This window comes from Streptomyces sp. NPDC054887 (genome assembly GCF_053610585.1).
This window is the reverse complement of the sequence record NZ_JBSGYQ010000055.1, coordinates 33,897-49,617: the sequence shown is the minus strand read 5'-3', so window position 1 is coordinate 49,617 and position 15,721 is coordinate 33,897. Positions and strand designations below refer to the sequence as shown.

At 69.6% G+C, this 15,721-nt stretch carries 14 protein-coding genes; 6 read left to right on the top strand and 8 right to left on the bottom strand.

What is annotated here, in order from left to right; all coding sequences use genetic code 11:
- Positions 1–73 precede the first annotated feature (73 nt).
- The 6 genes from ACWGH0_RS26385 to ACWGH0_RS26360 all read right to left on the bottom strand — a co-directional run bounded on the left by ACWGH0_RS26385 (position 74) and on the right by ACWGH0_RS26360 (position 5,946).
- On the bottom strand, positions 74–1,444 hold the full coding sequence (locus ACWGH0_RS26385; protein WP_453406728.1) for an outer membrane protein assembly factor BamB family protein: 1,371 nt from the start codon (positions 1,442–1,444) through the stop codon (positions 74–76).
- Positions 1,441–1,992: a SigE family RNA polymerase sigma factor gene (locus ACWGH0_RS26380; protein WP_453406727.1), complete on the bottom strand. Its 552-nt coding sequence runs from the start codon at positions 1,990–1,992 to the stop codon at positions 1,441–1,443. Before ACWGH0_RS26380 ends, ACWGH0_RS26385 begins: the two co-directional genes overlap by 4 nt.
- Positions 1,993–2,160: 168 nt before the next feature.
- Positions 2,161–3,234 (bottom strand): CU044_5270 family protein, encoded by a 1,074-nt coding sequence (locus ACWGH0_RS26375; protein WP_453406726.1) that lies wholly within the window; start codon positions 3,232–3,234, stop codon positions 2,161–2,163.
- Between the two features lie 35 nt (positions 3,235–3,269).
- Complete coding sequence (locus tag ACWGH0_RS26370) at positions 3,270–3,908, bottom strand: RNA polymerase sigma factor (RefSeq protein ID WP_453406725.1); 639 nt, start codon at positions 3,906–3,908, stop codon at positions 3,270–3,272.
- A 291-nt stretch (positions 3,909–4,199) separates the two neighbouring features.
- On the bottom strand, positions 4,200–4,832 hold the full coding sequence (locus ACWGH0_RS26365) for a TMEM175 family protein (protein WP_453406724.1): 633 nt from the start codon (positions 4,830–4,832) through the stop codon (positions 4,200–4,202).
- 145 nt (positions 4,833–4,977) lie between these two features.
- Complete coding sequence (locus ACWGH0_RS26360; protein ID WP_453406723.1) at positions 4,978–5,946, bottom strand: oxidoreductase; 969 nt, start codon at positions 5,944–5,946, stop codon at positions 4,978–4,980.
- A gap of 127 nt (positions 5,947–6,073) precedes the next feature.
- Between ACWGH0_RS26360 and ACWGH0_RS26355 the strand changes: the two genes are divergently transcribed.
- On the top strand, positions 6,074–6,727 hold the full coding sequence (locus tag ACWGH0_RS26355) for a TetR/AcrR family transcriptional regulator (protein ID WP_453406722.1): 654 nt from the start codon (positions 6,074–6,076) through the stop codon (positions 6,725–6,727).
- A 46-nt stretch (positions 6,728–6,773) separates the two neighbouring features.
- Here the strand turns inward: ACWGH0_RS26355 and ACWGH0_RS26350 are convergent, their stop codons facing one another.
- Entirely contained in the window at positions 6,774–8,327 is a 1,554-nt protein-coding gene (locus tag ACWGH0_RS26350; RefSeq protein WP_453406721.1) for a phosphatidylinositol-specific phospholipase C domain-containing protein, read from the bottom strand.
- A 293-nt stretch (positions 8,328–8,620) separates the two neighbouring features.
- On the opposite strand from ACWGH0_RS26350, the gene ACWGH0_RS26345 reads away from it, so the two are divergent.
- The 3 genes from ACWGH0_RS26345 to ACWGH0_RS26335 all read left to right on the top strand — a co-directional run bounded on the left by ACWGH0_RS26345 (position 8,621) and on the right by ACWGH0_RS26335 (position 12,012).
- A complete protein-coding gene (locus ACWGH0_RS26345) occupies positions 8,621–9,814 on the top strand; it encodes a PP2C family protein-serine/threonine phosphatase (protein ID WP_453406720.1) in 1,194 nt (397 codons plus the stop codon).
- Between the two features lie 360 nt (positions 9,815–10,174).
- On the top strand, positions 10,175–10,465 hold the full coding sequence (locus ACWGH0_RS26340; protein WP_453406719.1) for a hypothetical protein: 291 nt from the start codon (positions 10,175–10,177) through the stop codon (positions 10,463–10,465).
- Positions 10,466–10,626: 161 nt separating this feature from the next.
- Positions 10,627–12,012 (top strand): hypothetical protein, encoded by a 1,386-nt coding sequence (locus ACWGH0_RS26335; RefSeq protein ID WP_453406718.1) that lies wholly within the window; start codon positions 10,627–10,629, stop codon positions 12,010–12,012.
- 49 nt (positions 12,013–12,061) lie between these two features.
- On the opposite strand, the gene ACWGH0_RS26330 is transcribed toward ACWGH0_RS26335, so the two are convergent.
- On the bottom strand, positions 12,062–12,292 hold the full coding sequence (locus ACWGH0_RS26330; RefSeq protein ID WP_453406717.1) for a hypothetical protein: 231 nt from the start codon (positions 12,290–12,292) through the stop codon (positions 12,062–12,064).
- Positions 12,293–12,890: 598 nt separating this feature from the next.
- Here ACWGH0_RS26330 and ACWGH0_RS26325 point away from each other — a divergent pair.
- Positions 12,891–14,132, top strand: a complete 1,242-nt coding sequence (locus tag ACWGH0_RS26325; protein ID WP_453406716.1) for an NAD(P)/FAD-dependent oxidoreductase — start codon at positions 12,891–12,893, stop codon at positions 14,130–14,132.
- Positions 14,133–14,489: 357 nt separating this feature from the next.
- Positions 14,490–15,719, top strand: coding sequence for an aromatic ring-hydroxylating oxygenase subunit alpha (locus tag ACWGH0_RS26320; RefSeq protein WP_453406715.1), 1,230 nt, complete (start codon positions 14,490–14,492; stop codon positions 15,717–15,719).
- The last annotated feature ends 2 nt before the right edge of the window (positions 15,720–15,721 follow it).

The window sequence follows — 15,721 nt, the reverse complement described above, 5'->3', positions numbered from 1 at the left end:
CGACCGCACTCCGCGGTCGGCGCGGGACCCGAGTTGCTCTGCCGGAGTCCCGCGCCGGCCCCTGTCGCCCGTGCTACGGACGTGTCTTGGGCAGCACGGGCTTGATCCGGAAGAGCTCGCTGCCGACCTGGCCGACGAGGCCGTGGTCGTGGACCATCAGCTCAGGGGCGACCCCCGCCTCCACCTGGCCCTTCGGCACCTGCACCTGGCCGCGCCAGCGCAGCGCACCGCTGTCCAGGTCGAGGCCCACCAGACGCCCCGACGGATCAACGTAGTACGCCACCCGGCTGTCGAGATCCACCGCGGCGGCCGACGGCAGTTCCCGCATCGTGGGATCGCGCGGGTCCTTGCGAAGTCTCAGCCCGAGGTCGCGCGACCACAGACGCTTGCCGTCCTCGGCCGAGAACGCGACGGCGTTCCCGTTCCCGCCGGACGCCAGGATGATGCCGTCGGCGACCACTCCCATCGGCAGGCCGTCGACACGGTGCTGCGCCACCTTGCCGGAGCTGACGTCGACGCGGGTCAGGGTGGCGGGTCCGGGGTCGCTGGAGAACCTTTGTCCACCGGCCAAACCGGCCAGCAGCACCGCGTCCCCGTCCGTTCCGATGTAGGCCGTCGGGCCCTTGACGGTCGCGACCGTCCGCGCCTCACCGGTCACCGGGTCCAACCGGACGACGGTGCTGCGCTGTGGCGCCTTCTCACTGTCCGGCGAGCACATCAGGTACGGGACGCCGCCGATCGCGGCCCGCTCGCAGTCGGCCTTCTTCCACGAGTACGTCCACAGTGTCCGGCCCGTCCTGTCGTCCAGCGCGGCCACGCTCTTGAAGGTCGGAGCGTTGGCGAGTATGCCGCCGTCGAACAGCACGGCAGAGGACCGGCGGCGGCTGTCGTCGGCCAGCTCGTGCTTCCACAGCACCTGTCGGCTCCCGAGGTCGAGGGCGACGAGGTCGGTGCCGGCGCGGGGCGCTCCCGGGGCGTGGTCGGCGTAGGAGTACAGCACTCCGTCGCGGACTCCGGGCAGCGATCCTGCCGGAGACCCGCCGCTGCCCGCGTCCTTGGCCTTGTGCTGCCACACCACCTTTCCGGTACGGGCGTCCACGCCGATGCCGTCGTACTCCGCCCCCTGGCAGTACACGGCGCGAGGACCGGTGGTACAGGCGTCCCAGGTCTTGCCGGGCAGCGTGGTCCGCCACAACAGGTTGCTCTGCTTGCTCACCCGCGAAGCGGGCTGCCGCGTCCCGTCTTCGCCGCCCGTACCGGTGCCGAGGAGCGCACCGAAGGCGATACCGGTGAGGCCGAGAGCCGCACCGGTGACGCGTATGAGGCTCCGCCGCCGGTGGCGGCGCACGATGCGGTCGGCCATGTCCGCAGGAGCGCCGGAGTTGTCTGGTACCCATCCCTGCATGACGTCCCGGATCGCGCGGTCCAGCTGGTCGGCGTTCATGTGTGGGCCCCCTTCGGCACGTTGCTGCTCGGGACGGTGGGTGCGGTTCGGGCCGGGGCACCCAGCTCCGGCGCGAGACCGCGCAACCGGGCCAGCGACCGATGGGTGGTGCTGCGCACCGTCCCCACGGAGCAGCCCAGCGCACTCGCCACCTCGGTCTCGGACAGGTCTTCGAAGTAACGCAGCACCAGCATCGTGCGCTGTCGCGGGGTCAGCCGGGCGAGCGCCTGGCCCACGGTGATGCGCAGGTCGGCGGCGGACGTGCCGTCGGCGATGCCGAGTTCCTTCGGCATCGTGGCGAACGTCGCCTCGCGGTGCGGGCGGCGCAGCCGCCAGCGGCTGATCTGGTGCCGGTACATCACCTTGCGCACGTAACCCTCCGGGTCCTCTATCTGCCGCCAGCGGCCCAGCACCTTCATCAGAGCGATCTGGACCAGATCCTCCGCCTCGTGCCGGTCGCCGCCGGTAAGCAGGTTCGCCAGGCGCAACAGGGCGCTCCACCGAACATCGACAAAGTCCCGGAATCTCTCGTGATCCTGCGGGTCCATAGGCCCTCCCGTTCCTCAACGCTCACAAGGACGCGCGGACCACACGCGATCTATGCCTGCCGGTCAGAACTTCTTCCGCAAGACATGCGCACAGAACACGCAGGTGGCGACGGCTCGGGCGTCGATCGAGCCGTCGCCACCTCACGGGCGCGGGATCAGGCACATCCCCTACACACCGGAAGAGGGTGTTTCCTTGAGCTTGTCCACTGCCTGGCGGAGTGTGACAGCCTCGGTGTAGAGGACCGTGCCGGGCTTGATGAGGCCGGAGTCCCCGCCGTTGGGGCGGACCTGGATGGTGCGCTCACCCAGGTAGGTGTAGTTCTTGGCGTCGAAGATCCATTCCGTGCGGGCGCCGGAGGTCGCGTCCAGGCGGGCGACGGCGATGCCGTGGCGGCCGATCGCGTCGACTGCGTCCTTGACCTGGACGACGCCGGGGATCTTGGCGGCAGCCTCGTACAGGGCGGTGTTCAGTTCGGCGGGCGGCAGGGACTCGTGCAGCAGGTCGCCGATCGTGGTGAAGGCTTGCTGGTCGGGGCTGTTGCCCATGCCCTTGGTCTCCTTGTAGATCTTCGCGAGGAGGGTGTCGGGGTCGGTCGGCAGGGTGGCGAGGTACTCGTAGGTGGGCGCGTTGAGCTTTGCCGGCTCGGACGTGCCCTTCTCGTTGGTCCGGTCGAGCTTCTCACCGCCGGGCGGGGAGACCGCCGGGTCGATCAGCCATCCCTCGGTGCCGTCGGTGGAGTTCCACACCTGGCGGCGGTGAATTCCTTCGCTGGCCAGCGTGGTCTTGTCGCCGACCGTCTTCTCGTAGGTACTGCCGACCTTGCTCTCGATGTACACGTACTGGCCGGCCCGGACCTTCACCTGCGGGTTCTTGGCCGAGGCGACGGAGACCTGCTCCAGGAGTTGCGGGACGCCGGCGCTGGTGCCGGCGCCCACGTCCGCGGTGAGTGCCGGCCCGGCGGCCACTTCCGTGCCGGTCCCGGACCCGATGACGGTGAGGACGCCTGCGGCCGCGACGGCCAGCGCACACGCGGCGACGGGCAGGATGATCAGCGGGCGGCGCAGGAGGGGGCGCCGCACCGGTGCCACCGCCGGGGGCGTGACGGAGGCGCGGGCCGAGGCTTGGGTGACCTGCTCGATGAAGGTCATGAGTTCTTCCCTGTGAAAGGCATGGCGGCCTGCGGGGAAGTCGGCTTCGCCGAGGGCGAGCAGTCGCTCACTCTCGTGCCATTCATCAGGCATGTGACGGGAGTTGCTCCGACGGGACTGACGCATGTTCACCGGATTCCTTTCTGTGCGGGCCGTGCCGCGATGGTGCGGTCCCCTCTTGTCTGGCGATTCACCGGCCGGGGTTCCCGCTTTGTGGTGAGAACTTGTACGTCGGCGAGTTTCCGCAGCTTCTTGCGGGCCCGGGAGAGCCGGGAGCGCACCGTGCCGACCGGAACGCCGAGGACCTGCGCGGCCGAGGCGTAGTCCAGGCCCTGCCACAGGCACAGGCTCAGCACCTCTCGTTCGGTGCGCCGCAGTCCGGCGAGTGCGCTCGCGGTGGCGGCCAGGCGGTGGCGGTCGTCCAGGCGGCCGGCGACTTCCTCGGCGTGATCGGCCACCGCCGCCTCTCCCCCGGCACCGGTGGCATGGGCGGCCGCGGCGGCGGCTGCCCTGTAACGCCGGTTGCCGCGCGACTGGGCGCGCACGAGGTTGGTGGCGATGCCCAGCAACCACGGGCGTACGCTGCCGCCTTCGGCCTCGACGCGCCCGCGGCCCCGCCAGGCTTCCATGAATGTCGCCGAGACGATGTCCTCGGCGGCCGACCAGTCGGCGGTCAGCCGGTAGGCGTGGTTGTAGATGGTTCTCGCGTACTGGTCGAAGAGTTCCGCGAAGGCTTGCGGATCCCCCGCTCGTATACGCGCGCGCATGGTTGTTGTCACGTCAGTCAGCTGTCGATCCTTGGGGCAGGGTTCCCGAGACGTACGTCACACACTTCGCGCAGGCTATGTGCTGCGGGGGTGCGGTGCGCTGGGCGGTGCCGCCGGCCGGCCGGTCCGGTGACGGCGGGACCGAGGCCGCCGCGTCCTGCCAAGCCGCGCAGCCGCTCGTTCAGGTCAGCGGCCCGGTGGTCGACGGCCGAGAGCGACACGCGCCCTCAGCTCGATCGCAGGGCCCTCTCCTCCGCCGCACCGCCCATGCGGGCCCCAGCCGCGACACCGCTAGGTTGCCTCGCGCAGGCGCTTGCCCCGTCGGCCCAGCACCACCTTCACCGGGATCAGCACCGCCCACCAGAGCTGCGCGCCCATCGGGGAGATGAAGGCGAGGGGCACGCCCACGGCGAAGATCATCACCATCGACGCCAGGTCGAGCACGTCGTTGCGCGCCACGGGGTCGGGCAACGACGTACTGCTCAGCCACGGGCGCTTCCACAACGCGACCGTCAGCACGAGTTGTGCGGCGCCGATGGCCGCGGCGGCGCCGGAGTAGACCGCCACCGACTGCCACTGGTCTCCGTACTCGGCCAGGAGGGTGGTGGGAAAGGGCATCAGGGCGATCAGCCCCAGGTTGAGCAGCGCGAGCTTGATGACTGTCCCGTCCACCTCGCGCACGTACCGGAAAAGCTGATGGTGGCCCTGCCAGAACGCCGCGACAACCACGAAGCTGAGGGCGTACGCCCACAGGTTGGGTACCACTTCGCCCAGCGCCTCTTCGTAACCGGCCGGGTCCAGCCCGGCGGGCAGGGTGATGTCCAGCGCCAGCAACGTCATCGCGATGGCGAAGACGCCGTCCGACAGCGCGAGGACCCGGGCCGCGCTCCCCTCGTCGTCCCGCGTTCGCTGGTGGCCGTTCACCACGCCACCATAGGGTTGGCCGTCCGGAAATCTGCCGATATCCACGTGCGTTACGCGAAGATCGACCTGGCCGGCCGTCCGGAGCCATGCCGGTCCCGTCGCGCTGCGGCCCGTGACGGGCGGGGAAGCGGGTCACGTACTCCGCCTAGGACTCTCGGACAGGTGGGGCGACGCCTTCCCCGGACAGCCGGAAGGGAACGCCGGTGAGCCGCTCGGACAGTTCCCACAGTCGGCGGGCCGTGGTGGTGTCACGCATCGCGCGCTCGCGGTTGCGCAGGACCGGCTCGCCGTGGAGTTGCAGCGGCCCGTCGGGTACGACGTACGCGCCGCCCGGCAGGTCGGCGACGGTCGCCGCGTACAGGGAGGTCTTGGCGCCTTCGGGGGTGGGGCGGAAGGCGACGCGGAGCAGCAGCCGCATCAAGGCTCCGTAGAACCGACCGCGGGCGCTGTTGGCGCCGCCGGTGAGAACGTTGGTGCGGGTGAGGCCGGGGGCGACGGCCGTGCTGCGGAGCCTCAGGCCGGCCGCGTCGGCGCGGCGTTGCAGTTCAGCGGCGAAGTAGAGGTTGGCGCGCTTGGACTGCAGGTAGGTGAACATCGCGCCATAGCGGCGCTCGGCGTTGAGGTTGCCCAGGTCGAAGCGGGCGAACCGCTGGCCTTCGCTGCTGACGGTGACCACCCGCGGATCGGGCGAGGCGAGCAGATGGGGCAGCAGCAGTCCGGTCAGGGCGAAGGTGCCCAGGTGGTTGATTCCGAACTGCGACTCGAAGCCGTCGGCGGTTCGGGCGAACGGCACCATCGCCACGCCGGCGTTGTTGACCAGCAGATCGAGCCGGTCGTGGTCCCAGCCGTCGGCGAAGGCGCGTACGGAGGCAAGATCGGCCAGGTCGAGTCGGCGCACTTCGGCGCGGGCGCCGGGTGCGTTGGCGAGCAGCCCGGCCAGGGCGTCCTGCCCCCGTTGGAGGCTGCGGCAGGCCATCACGACGTGCGCGCCCCGCTGAGCCAGCGCCTGTGCTGTGACCTGGCCGATGCCGCTGTTGGCTCCGGTCACCACCGCCAGGCGGCCGGATTGGTCGGGGATGGAGTCGAGGGTCCACGTACGGGAAGCACTGGGCATGGTCTTCCTTCTCCTGGGCGAGGGCGTCCGGCGCGCATCTGGGCAGGCAGCCCCGTCAATGCAACTTCTAGTTGCGTTACGCTGGAGCCTGGCACGCCGCCGCCATCTAACGCAACTAGGAGTTGCAATGGAGCTGGATTCCTCCGAACCCGCCCGCCCGGTCGGGCGCGGCCGCAAGGCACAGGCAGCGGTGCGCGCCGCGACCCTTGCCGAGTTGCTCGACCGGGGATACGCCGAGCTGACCATGGAGGGCGTGGCTCAGCGGGCCGGGGTGCACAAGACGACGCTCTACCGGCGCTGGACGGACCGCGCGAGCCTGGTCGTCGACGCGCTGGCCGAACACTTCGCCACCGACATCCCCACCCCGGACACCGGCGCCGTCGAGACGGACCTGCAAGCGCTCGCCCGGGCGCTCGTGCAGAGCATGACCGGCCCGGTGGGCAGGGCGGTGCAGACCGCGATGTACTCCGACGCCGGCCGGCTGCCGGAGATCGCCGAGGCGCGGCGGCGGGTCTTCGCCGACCGGTTCCGCCGGGCCGAACCCGTGGTCGCCCGAGCGATCGAGCGGGGTGAACTCCCGGCAGACACCGACCCGGTGGAGCTGATCAGAACGTTGGCCGCTCCGATCTACTACCGGTTGCTGGTCAGTGCCGATCCGGTCGAGGAGAGCACCGCCGACCAGGCCGTGCGGATCACGCTCGCCGCCGCTCGCGCCGGAGCCCTGTCACAGGGCTCCGGCGCAGCCCTCAAGGCCGCCGAAGCGGATGCCGGTCAGGCATGAAGGGACTTCGGCATCGAAGTGGGGCGAAGAGGTTCCCTGCCGGTGCCTACTTCGGGCACGTCTCCTGAGTCACTTTGCCGCCCGCTGTGGCGGCGGTGGCCGGGTCCATCGACAGGCACTGGCCCGTCCAGTTGTTGATGAACGTGTACGCCGGCCGGGACCCGGTCGCGGTGGCGAGCTTGGTCGGGATGATGTTCCACATCTGGCTGCCCGAGAACCAGCGCGTCTCGCAGTCCCACCAGAACAGCTGGGTGCCGGAGCCCGGCGGGGTGCCGTTGTTGTAGGGGACGGTCAGGCACTTGCCGTTGCCCGCCTTGATCCAGAAGTGGCCCTTGCCGTCGTACGACGGCTTCTCGGCTCCCCACTGGTGGCTGCTGGGCGGGGTCGACTGGCACTCGCGCTGGGTGACCAGGCCGCCGGTCCTGGAGCTGTCGAACTCGGGCCCCCGCACCATGCAGCGGTTGTGCAGACTGTTGACGTACGTCTTGTTGGCGTTGACCAGCCAGATCATCCGGTTGCCGCCCTTGACGGCGTTGTCGGCGTTGTGGTCGATGATCGCGTTCACCACGCCCCAGCCGGGGAAGTCCAGCATGACGATGCCGACGCGGCCGCTCCGGCCGTTGAGGTGCTTCATCAACTGGTAGTTGACGCCCTGGACCTCGGTGGTGACGCCGCCTTGGACCGACCGGTAGCCGCCGGCGTAGTGGGACGGCAAATATCCCAGGGGGGCAGTGGACGCGGACGAGTACGTCAGGTAGAGGTCACCCGCAGGGCCGGCAGCGGCCCGGGTGACGTTGTCCTTGACGTAGCCCCACTTCTCCGGGACCGTCGACGCCGCCCAGTGGTCCTCCTTGTGGTCGTTGAAGCCCTGAAGCCCGTAGCTGTCGCTCTCGACACTGTCGAAGCTGCCCAGGACCAGCTTGCCGCGCACCTGCCCGAGCGTGGGAACCTTCGCCCGGCTCTTGCCCGAGGCCGCATCGGCGTAGAACAGGCCGGGATACCTGTCCCGGTAGTCGGCGAAGATCTCCCGGACCCGCGCCGGGGTCACCGACTTCGGGTCGTTGGCGCAGTCGGCGACTCCCCCGCCGTCGTACGGGCACTCGGCCCGCAGGCGCATCACGATCGCCTCCTTCGGATGCTTCCGCAGGAAATCCTGCGCCTTGGTCAGCACGTCGTCGAAGTTGGCCTTCTGGTAGTAAGCGCTGTGGTGGACCGTGAAGTACTTGTTCTCCGTGACACGGACTCGGATGTCGATGGCGCGGATTCCCCGGTCGAGCTGCGCCGCCAGGGTGTTCGCGCTGTCGCCGTAGTCCTCCTGCGTCTGCACCATGGCACCACCGTGGATGGCGAGCGTGTCGTGCGTGCCGGGGAGCGACATCGCCGAGAGCGGGGTGTCGCTCGCGATGCCCCACATCCATTCGGCCCGGTCCGCCTGCCCGAGGTTCCGGTAGGCGTCCTCGTTGGTCGACCCGGCCGCCCCGGCGGCGGTGGGCGTGAGCAGTGCCGCGCCCAGTGCGACACAGACGGTCAATAAGCGTGCCAGCGGGCGTGACCGCCGGCGCGATCCGGCGCCCACGGCGTGAGCGGTAGTGCGTGGCATGGGACTCCTGTCCGAGTGGGGGCGGTACGCGCTCCAGCGTGAGCCCCGCCGCTGTCGTTTCGCTGACGTTCCGCTTACGCCCCGGCCGCCGTTGACCGGAGTCCGACCGGGAATGCACGACCGGTACCGCAGCGGGCTGCACGGGTGTCCGGCGCACGCGATGTGCGGAAAGCCGTCGGCAGCGAGCACGATTCCCGTCAGCCATCGACCAGATGGCCCGTGTTGAGCGATATGTCGCAACTGTGATGCCCCGGCTTGCGTGGGCAGGAGAGCCCTAACTCAGGGAGGCTGATGTGAAGCGTGATCGAATCGGACTGGCCGAGGTCCTGGCAGCGGCGGAGGATGCCGCGCCGGTGGGCTCCGTGGATGTCGTGGCCCGCAATCTGCGCGACCGGTTCGGCGCGCAGTACGTGTCGTTCCTGTTCGTCGACATCGTCGGCCGACGCATGCTGCGCGTCAGCGAGAAGACGGCTACGCAGGAGGAGCGGCGCGCCGAACAGGTTTCCCTCGCGGGCAGCAGCGTCTACGACGAGGTCCTGCGTACCCAGAAACTGGTGCAGGAGCGGAAGGATGGTGAGCAGGGGCTGCGGGTGCTCGCGCCCGTCACCAACCGCGGCGACACCATCGGGGTCCTGGAGCTGTTCCTGCACCAGGTCACCGAGGACGTGCTGGAGCAGGTCGAAGAGGCCGCACACGCGCTGGCGTACATCATCGTCACTGACCGCCGGTTTACCGACCTGTACCACTGGGGCAACCGCACCACTTCGGTGAGCCTGGCCGCGGAGATCCAGCGCCAGCTTCTGCCGTCCGCCCCCTCGTGCGAGGCGGCCGAGTTCACCCTCGCAGGCGCCCTCGTCCCGGCCTCCGACATCGCCGGTGACACCTACGACTACACCCTCGACCACGACACGCTGCACCTGTCCGTCACCGACGCGATGGGCCACGACGTCGACGCCTCGCTCATGGCCACACTCCTGGTCAACGCCTCCCGCGGCGCCCGCCGCGCGGGGACCGACCTCGCCGAACAGGCCCGCCAGATGCACCAGGCCCTTCTCGACCACGGCAGACGGACCTTCGCCACCGGCCAGCTGCTGCGTATCGCCCTGGACGGAACCAGCGCCCAGCTCGTCAACGCCGGCCACCCCGGACCGCTCCTGCTGCGCGACGGCTCGGTCGACGAACTGAACCCGGCGGTGAACCTGCCCTTCGGCGTCGTCGGGCAGGGCCCGTACCAGGTGCAGGACCTCGACCTGCGCCCCGGTGACCGCCTCGTGCTCTACACCGACGGCATGCAGGAACGCCAAGCGAGAACAGCCGACCTGCCGGGCCTCCTCCGTAAGACCGCCGACGAGCACCCGCGCGAGGTCGTGCGCACCCTGGTCTCCGCGGTCACCGACGCCTGTGACGGCCATGTGAGGGACGACGCCACCGTCCTGTGCCTCGACTGGCACGGCCCTCAGCCGGCGGACCGCCGCGCCGAAGCCTGAGGCGGCGGTTGACCCCAGGTCGGGCCATCGCGGCACAGGGAGTACCTGGCTGCCCGCCGCCCCGCACGGGTCGGCGGGGACCGTGCCGGAGACCGGACCGTCAACCCGAGCGGATCACCGGTGCATGCCTGAGAGCTTCCTCTGCGGGCGGCCGCCCCGAGGTGACTGACCGTCGAAATCCGGACCGCGACAGGCAGCACAGGAACTGGCGCGGCGGCGACCACACACCGACGGCTCACGTTCAGCGTCTGCCGCTCTTGGTTCGCGCGGACACTTGTCGGGGCCCCGCTACACTTACGCCACAGTCGAATTGAACCCGTTCAAATCCAATGGGGCTACGCAAGCCCTGATGAGGTGGTCATGGCCAGGCCGACCGCAGGGCGTTCAGTCGAGCCGTGCCCCCGCGTCAACGTACCCGTCGGGCTCAGTCTGTTCTCCATTGTCGGAGGGGGCTGTTTGCTGACCTGGATGTTCGCCCCCGTTGCCGCGGCGGCCGGCGTTCTGCTCGGCCTCGCGAACGTGCTGGCTGCTCGGAAGCGCCGAGTCAGCACTAGGAGGGCCTACTGGGGCCTCGGCTGCTCCGTCGCCGCCTGCCTGTTCTGGATCTGGCTGTTGGAGTTCACCGACTGGAACGAGTCCGGTTACAACTGAGGCGACCTGCCTGCGGCGCGCCTCTTCGACGGAGGGCGCCGTTGGCCGGAGGTGCGTCTCCGGCCCCTGATCGCTGCTGCGTTGCGGGACGCCTGCAGCTCAGGGCCCCTGCCGCATCTCGGCCGTCGTAGGATCGGCGGACCATCGAGCAGCAGGGACCTATGACCAGCGACAGCCCGGCCGTCGAACAGGCGGTGCACGCGCTCGCCCGAGGGCTGCCGGTTGCCTCCGTCATCGACCCGGGCGACCCTGCGGCCTGGCTCGCGCTGGATGCAGCGGTGCGCGCATACTCCCGGCACGCGCTCAGCCAGGAGCCGTCCCACGAGCCCCCGAGCCGACGGCGGCTGCGTCGGCTGCTGTCCCCCTTCGACGCCGAACCCAGCGTCGGCCGTCCGTCTGTGTCGTACGGCGCCGAGCGCATCGTCGGTCGCCCCTCGGTCTCGTACGACACCGAGCCCGGCCTCGCCCTGGCCCTGTGCGACGCCGACGGCCACGTGCGCGAGACCGCCCTCGCGCACGTCCCGGAGAGCTCCGCCCTGCTCCCGCTGGTCGTGATCCGGTGCGCGGACTGGGTCACACCCGTCCGCAACCGTGCCCGCGACCACCTGCAGAAGGCTCTTCCCGCCCTGGCACCCGAGGAACTGACCGCCCTCGCACCCGTCATGCTCCGCGTCGACCGCCGCGAGCGTGGCACCTTCGCCACCGGGCTCCTTGCAGCGGCCCTGCGTACGCCGCCGTACGACCACCTTGCAGCCCAGCTGGGCAACGCCGACCGCGACACCCGGCGCTTCGCCCACCGCATCGCCGCGGCCGGGCAGATCCTGACTCCGGCCGAGTTTGCCCGTACCGCTGCGCAGGACCCCGACGTGGTCGTGCAGAGCCGTTGCGCCGAGGCGGCGCTCGCCGGCGTACGACCGGACGCATACGACGAAGTGCTCGATCCGCTGCTGGCCGCGCGCAACCCGCAGGTGCGCGCCGCCGGAGTCACCGCGCTGCGCAAGGCAGGGCAGCCCGCGCGGGCGGAACCGTTCCTGGCCGACCGCTCCCCCGTGGTCCGGGCCTGCGCCCGCTATGTGATGCGGCAGCACGGCATCGATCCGCTGATCGTCTACCGGGTCTGGTGCGCGGAGCAGGGCGCGGCAGACCTGCCGGCCGGTGCACCCATCGGGCTGGCCGAGTGCGGGCACCGCCAGGACGCCGGGCTGTTGTGGCCACTGACCGGGCACCCGAACCCCGCCGTACGATCCCGAGCCGTGGCGGGCCTGCGCACCCTGGGCGTCTTCGACGCCGAGCGCCTGATTCCGCTCCTCGACGACCCGTCACCGGCCGTGACGCGTGAAACCGTAGCCATACTTGCGCCTTCTGCTCGACGGATTCCCGTCGACCACCTCGTCGACCGGCTCGCCCCGGACCGGCTCCGGCACCATCGGCTCGCCTCCGTCAAGCTGCTGGCCGCACAGGGCGGGTTGCAGCAGATCCGGATACTGCGGACCTTGTGCAGGGACGAGGACCCCAAAGTCCGCGAGACGGCCCGACGGATGCACTGAACAAGCGAAGAGTCCGCGGTCTGGTCGCGGCAGAGGCGGGAGACGCCGGTTACGGCAGCGCCGTAGCGGCCTTTGGCACGCGAGGACACAGGCGGGTGGCTGCCCGCGAAATCTGCAACCTGCCGGGATCGGCGAGCGCCTTGAGCCTGGCGGCCATGAACTCGGCCTCCTCGGGGTCGATCAGCCGGCCGGGGGCGCAGGGGCCGCAGCCCTCCTCGCCCGGAGGGTCGATCGGTACGTCCGTCGCGGAGACAGCCGGCCGCTCACCGTACGAGGACACAACGTCTGTCCGCGATCCGTGAGACGCTTCCGGTTGAGGCCTTCACCGTTCGTTCACATCGCTCAACCTCAGCCCTGCGCGCAGCAGTTGCCCGAGCCCGGACGGAGGCCCGGCGGTGGTCCGCGCACCGGACCCCCCGTCACCCACGGCAGTCGCGCCGTTCGTCGTCGGGTGTTCAACCGTCGACCCGCACGGCCTTTATGGCCGCAAAGAGGCAGGCCGCCGCGGTGCGGACCTCACCCTTCCGTCGCCGTCGCGGCTGCGCTGACCTGCATTGACGCGGCCGTTCCCGTGGCCGGCTCGCACAAACATCAATGTGGGCATTACAAGAAACGCGCCCCGCCCCATGGCCAATTCTCGCCCCCACCACGGAATGTGATGTACGTCACGCCTTCGCCTTTCGCTTCGGGGTGAACCGGGCATTCCTGGCGGCAATCGGGCGGAATGAATGATTCTGGTGGCGCGAACCGAACGTCCGGCAATTACCCGGCCATTACTGGTGCTTGACCTTGATTGGTGCGCGTTCATAGCCTTCACACCGTGCTCGCACCGCTGACCACGGTGTATCGGCACTCAAAAACCATGTGACGGGGGGCGTATGTACGACGTCATTGTTGTGGGTGGCCGCTGCGCGGGATCGCCGGTTGCCATGCTGCTGGCCAAACAGGGACACCGCGTTCTCGTGGTGGACCGGGCCTCGTTTCCCAGCGACGCGGTGTCGACCCACTACATCCACCAGGCGGGGCTGCTGCGACTCCAGGAATGGGGCCTGCTCGACGAGATCATCGCCGCCAAGACGCCGGCGCTCCGCAAGATGCACTACTCCTACCGGGGCATCGAGCTCAACGGGTTCGCCGACCCTGTCGACGGTATCGACGCCGTCTACTGCCCGCGCCGCACCGTGCTGGACGAGATACTCGTCAACGCCGCCCGCCGCGCCGGCGCGGAGGTCATCGAAGGGTTCACCGTATCCGACCTGGTCTTCACCGACGGTCGCGTGACGGGCATCCGGGGACGCGAAGGGGACGGCGCGGAGAAGGAGTTCCGCGCCACCGTGGTGATCGGCGCCGACGGCTTCCACTCCACGGTCGCCAAGCGGGTCGGGGCGGAGCTGTACAACGTGCGCCCCGCCGCGGGCTTCATCTACTACTCGTACTACACCGGTCTCGACTGGGGCCTGCACCACAAGACCGGTTTCAACGAGAAGTGGTTCGGCACCTGGCCGACGAACGACGGCGTGAACATGCTGGCCGTCATCTGCACCAGGCGCCAGCTCAAGGAGTTCCGTCAGGACGTAGAGGCCGGCTTCCAGTCCGTGTTCGACGACGTGTCCCCCGAGATGGGTGAGCAGCTGCGCGACCAGGGCAGGCGCGAAGAGGACTTCAAGCCCATGCGCTACCCGGACAACTACTACCGCCGCGCCCACGGGCCCGGCTGGGCGCTGGTCGGTGACGCCGGCTATCACAAGGACCCCTACACCGGGTGGGGCATCACCGATGCCTTCATGCACGGCGAACTCCTGGCCGAGCGCATCCACCAGGGCCTGGCGGGCGAGCGGCCGATGGACGAGGCGCTGGCCGAGTACAACAAGTTGCGCGACGAGGAGAGCGCGGGCGTCTACGACTTCACGACGACGCTCGGCGAACTCACGGAACTCCCCCCGTTCTTCCGGGCGACGATGAGCGCGATGAGCGCGACCCAGGAGTGGACCGACAAGATGCTCGGCCTGATCGGCGGCATCGTGCCCGACTACGAGGTCTACGCGCCGGACGCCCTCGAGCGCCTCTACGACGACGCCGGCGTGCCGCAGGAGCAGCGGATCTACGACCCGGCGGGCTGAGGACGGGCCCTGCTCCGGCCGCACCGACCCGGAGCAGGGCACCCCATTCCGAGCGGTGAGCGTGCCGTCGTCGGCCGCCCGCGCCGGCACGCCGCACCCACGCGTGCGTGCGGCGTGATCCTCCTGAACCGGCGGCCGGCCCGGCCGCCGGCATCTCCTCGGTGCCCGTCCACCCACCGGCCGGACCTGTGCCGCACACCCGGTCCGGTCCGGCACCTCTCACCACATCACCGTTCACTCCGCATGCCGTTTCGGCATTCTCGGGCTCGGTGCGGCCTTTTCGCAGGCCCCGTGCAACGGAATTCCGGTATCGCGGCGTCGCATTCCATGCGCTTCACCCCTGAGGGAGTCCAGCAGATGACGCGTGCGTCGAGCATGTTCGATCTCATCAGTGAGCAGGACGACGAAAGGCCCTATTTCGAGACGGGCGGAATCGGCAGGTCGCACGAGTTCTACACCGGTGAGGAACAGCATCGGCTGGAGATGTCCCGGATTTACGGCCGGCGCTGGCTCCCGGTCGACCATGTTTCCCGGTTGAAGGAAAAGGGCGCCTACAGCACCCTGAACATCGGAACCGGATCCGTTCTGATCATTCACGGGGACGACGGGATCCAGGCGTATCACAACTACTGCCGGCACCGCGGCTACAAGCTCGTGGAGGAGGCCACCGGCAAGCGACAGAGCCTGGTCTGCCTCTATCACTGCTGGGTGTACGACCGCAACGGCAAGCTCAAGAGCCTGAACGGCACTTACCTGGACCACTTCTTCGAGAAGGAGAAGAACGGTCTGCTGCCCGTGCGGACGGAGGTCCGCCACGGAGTCGTCTTCATCGCCTTCTCCGACGACGCCCCGGACCTCGACGAATCGCTGGGTGAGTTCGGCGAGTTCGCACGCGTCTACGAGCTGGCCGAACTGGAGTGCGTAGAGGCCAAGGACTATCCGGTCGCCTCGAACTGGAAGCTCGTCGCGCACAACGTCAATGAGAGCCTCCACTTCCCCACTGCCCACAAGGACCTGCACCGCATCACGGACTTCGACGACGCGGGCACCTACGACCTCAAGGGCGACATCGTCGGGGCGTGGCAGTCGATCCGCGGCGGCTACAACTCCGTGTCCATGACCGGCCGCAGCGCCCGAACGCCGATGGAGCTGGTCCCCGAGGCGGACCGGCAGAAGATCAACTGGATCACCATCCTGCCCAACCTGCTCTTCGGCTTCACCGCCGACTACGTGATGATGCAGTGGGTCTGGCCCGAGAGCCCCGGCACCTGCACCGTGCGGCACTTCTGGCTCTTCCACCCTTCCGAGACCGCCAAGAGCGACTTCTCCCACGAGGCCGTGTTCGCGCTGTGGGACAAGGCGAACTACGAGGACTGGGAGATGTGCGAGCGGACCCACCGCGGTCTGTCCAACCCGCTGTGGGCGCCGGGCCAGCTCTCGCTCGACGAAGAGGTCGTCTCCCAGATCGACGCATGGGTCGCCGCCGAGTGCGCCGACGTGACGGACGATCCGGCCACCTCCGAGGCCGGCGACGACAACGCGGCGGCCGGCGACGTCGCCGCCGAGGCCGGGAAGGCCACGGGGTGAGC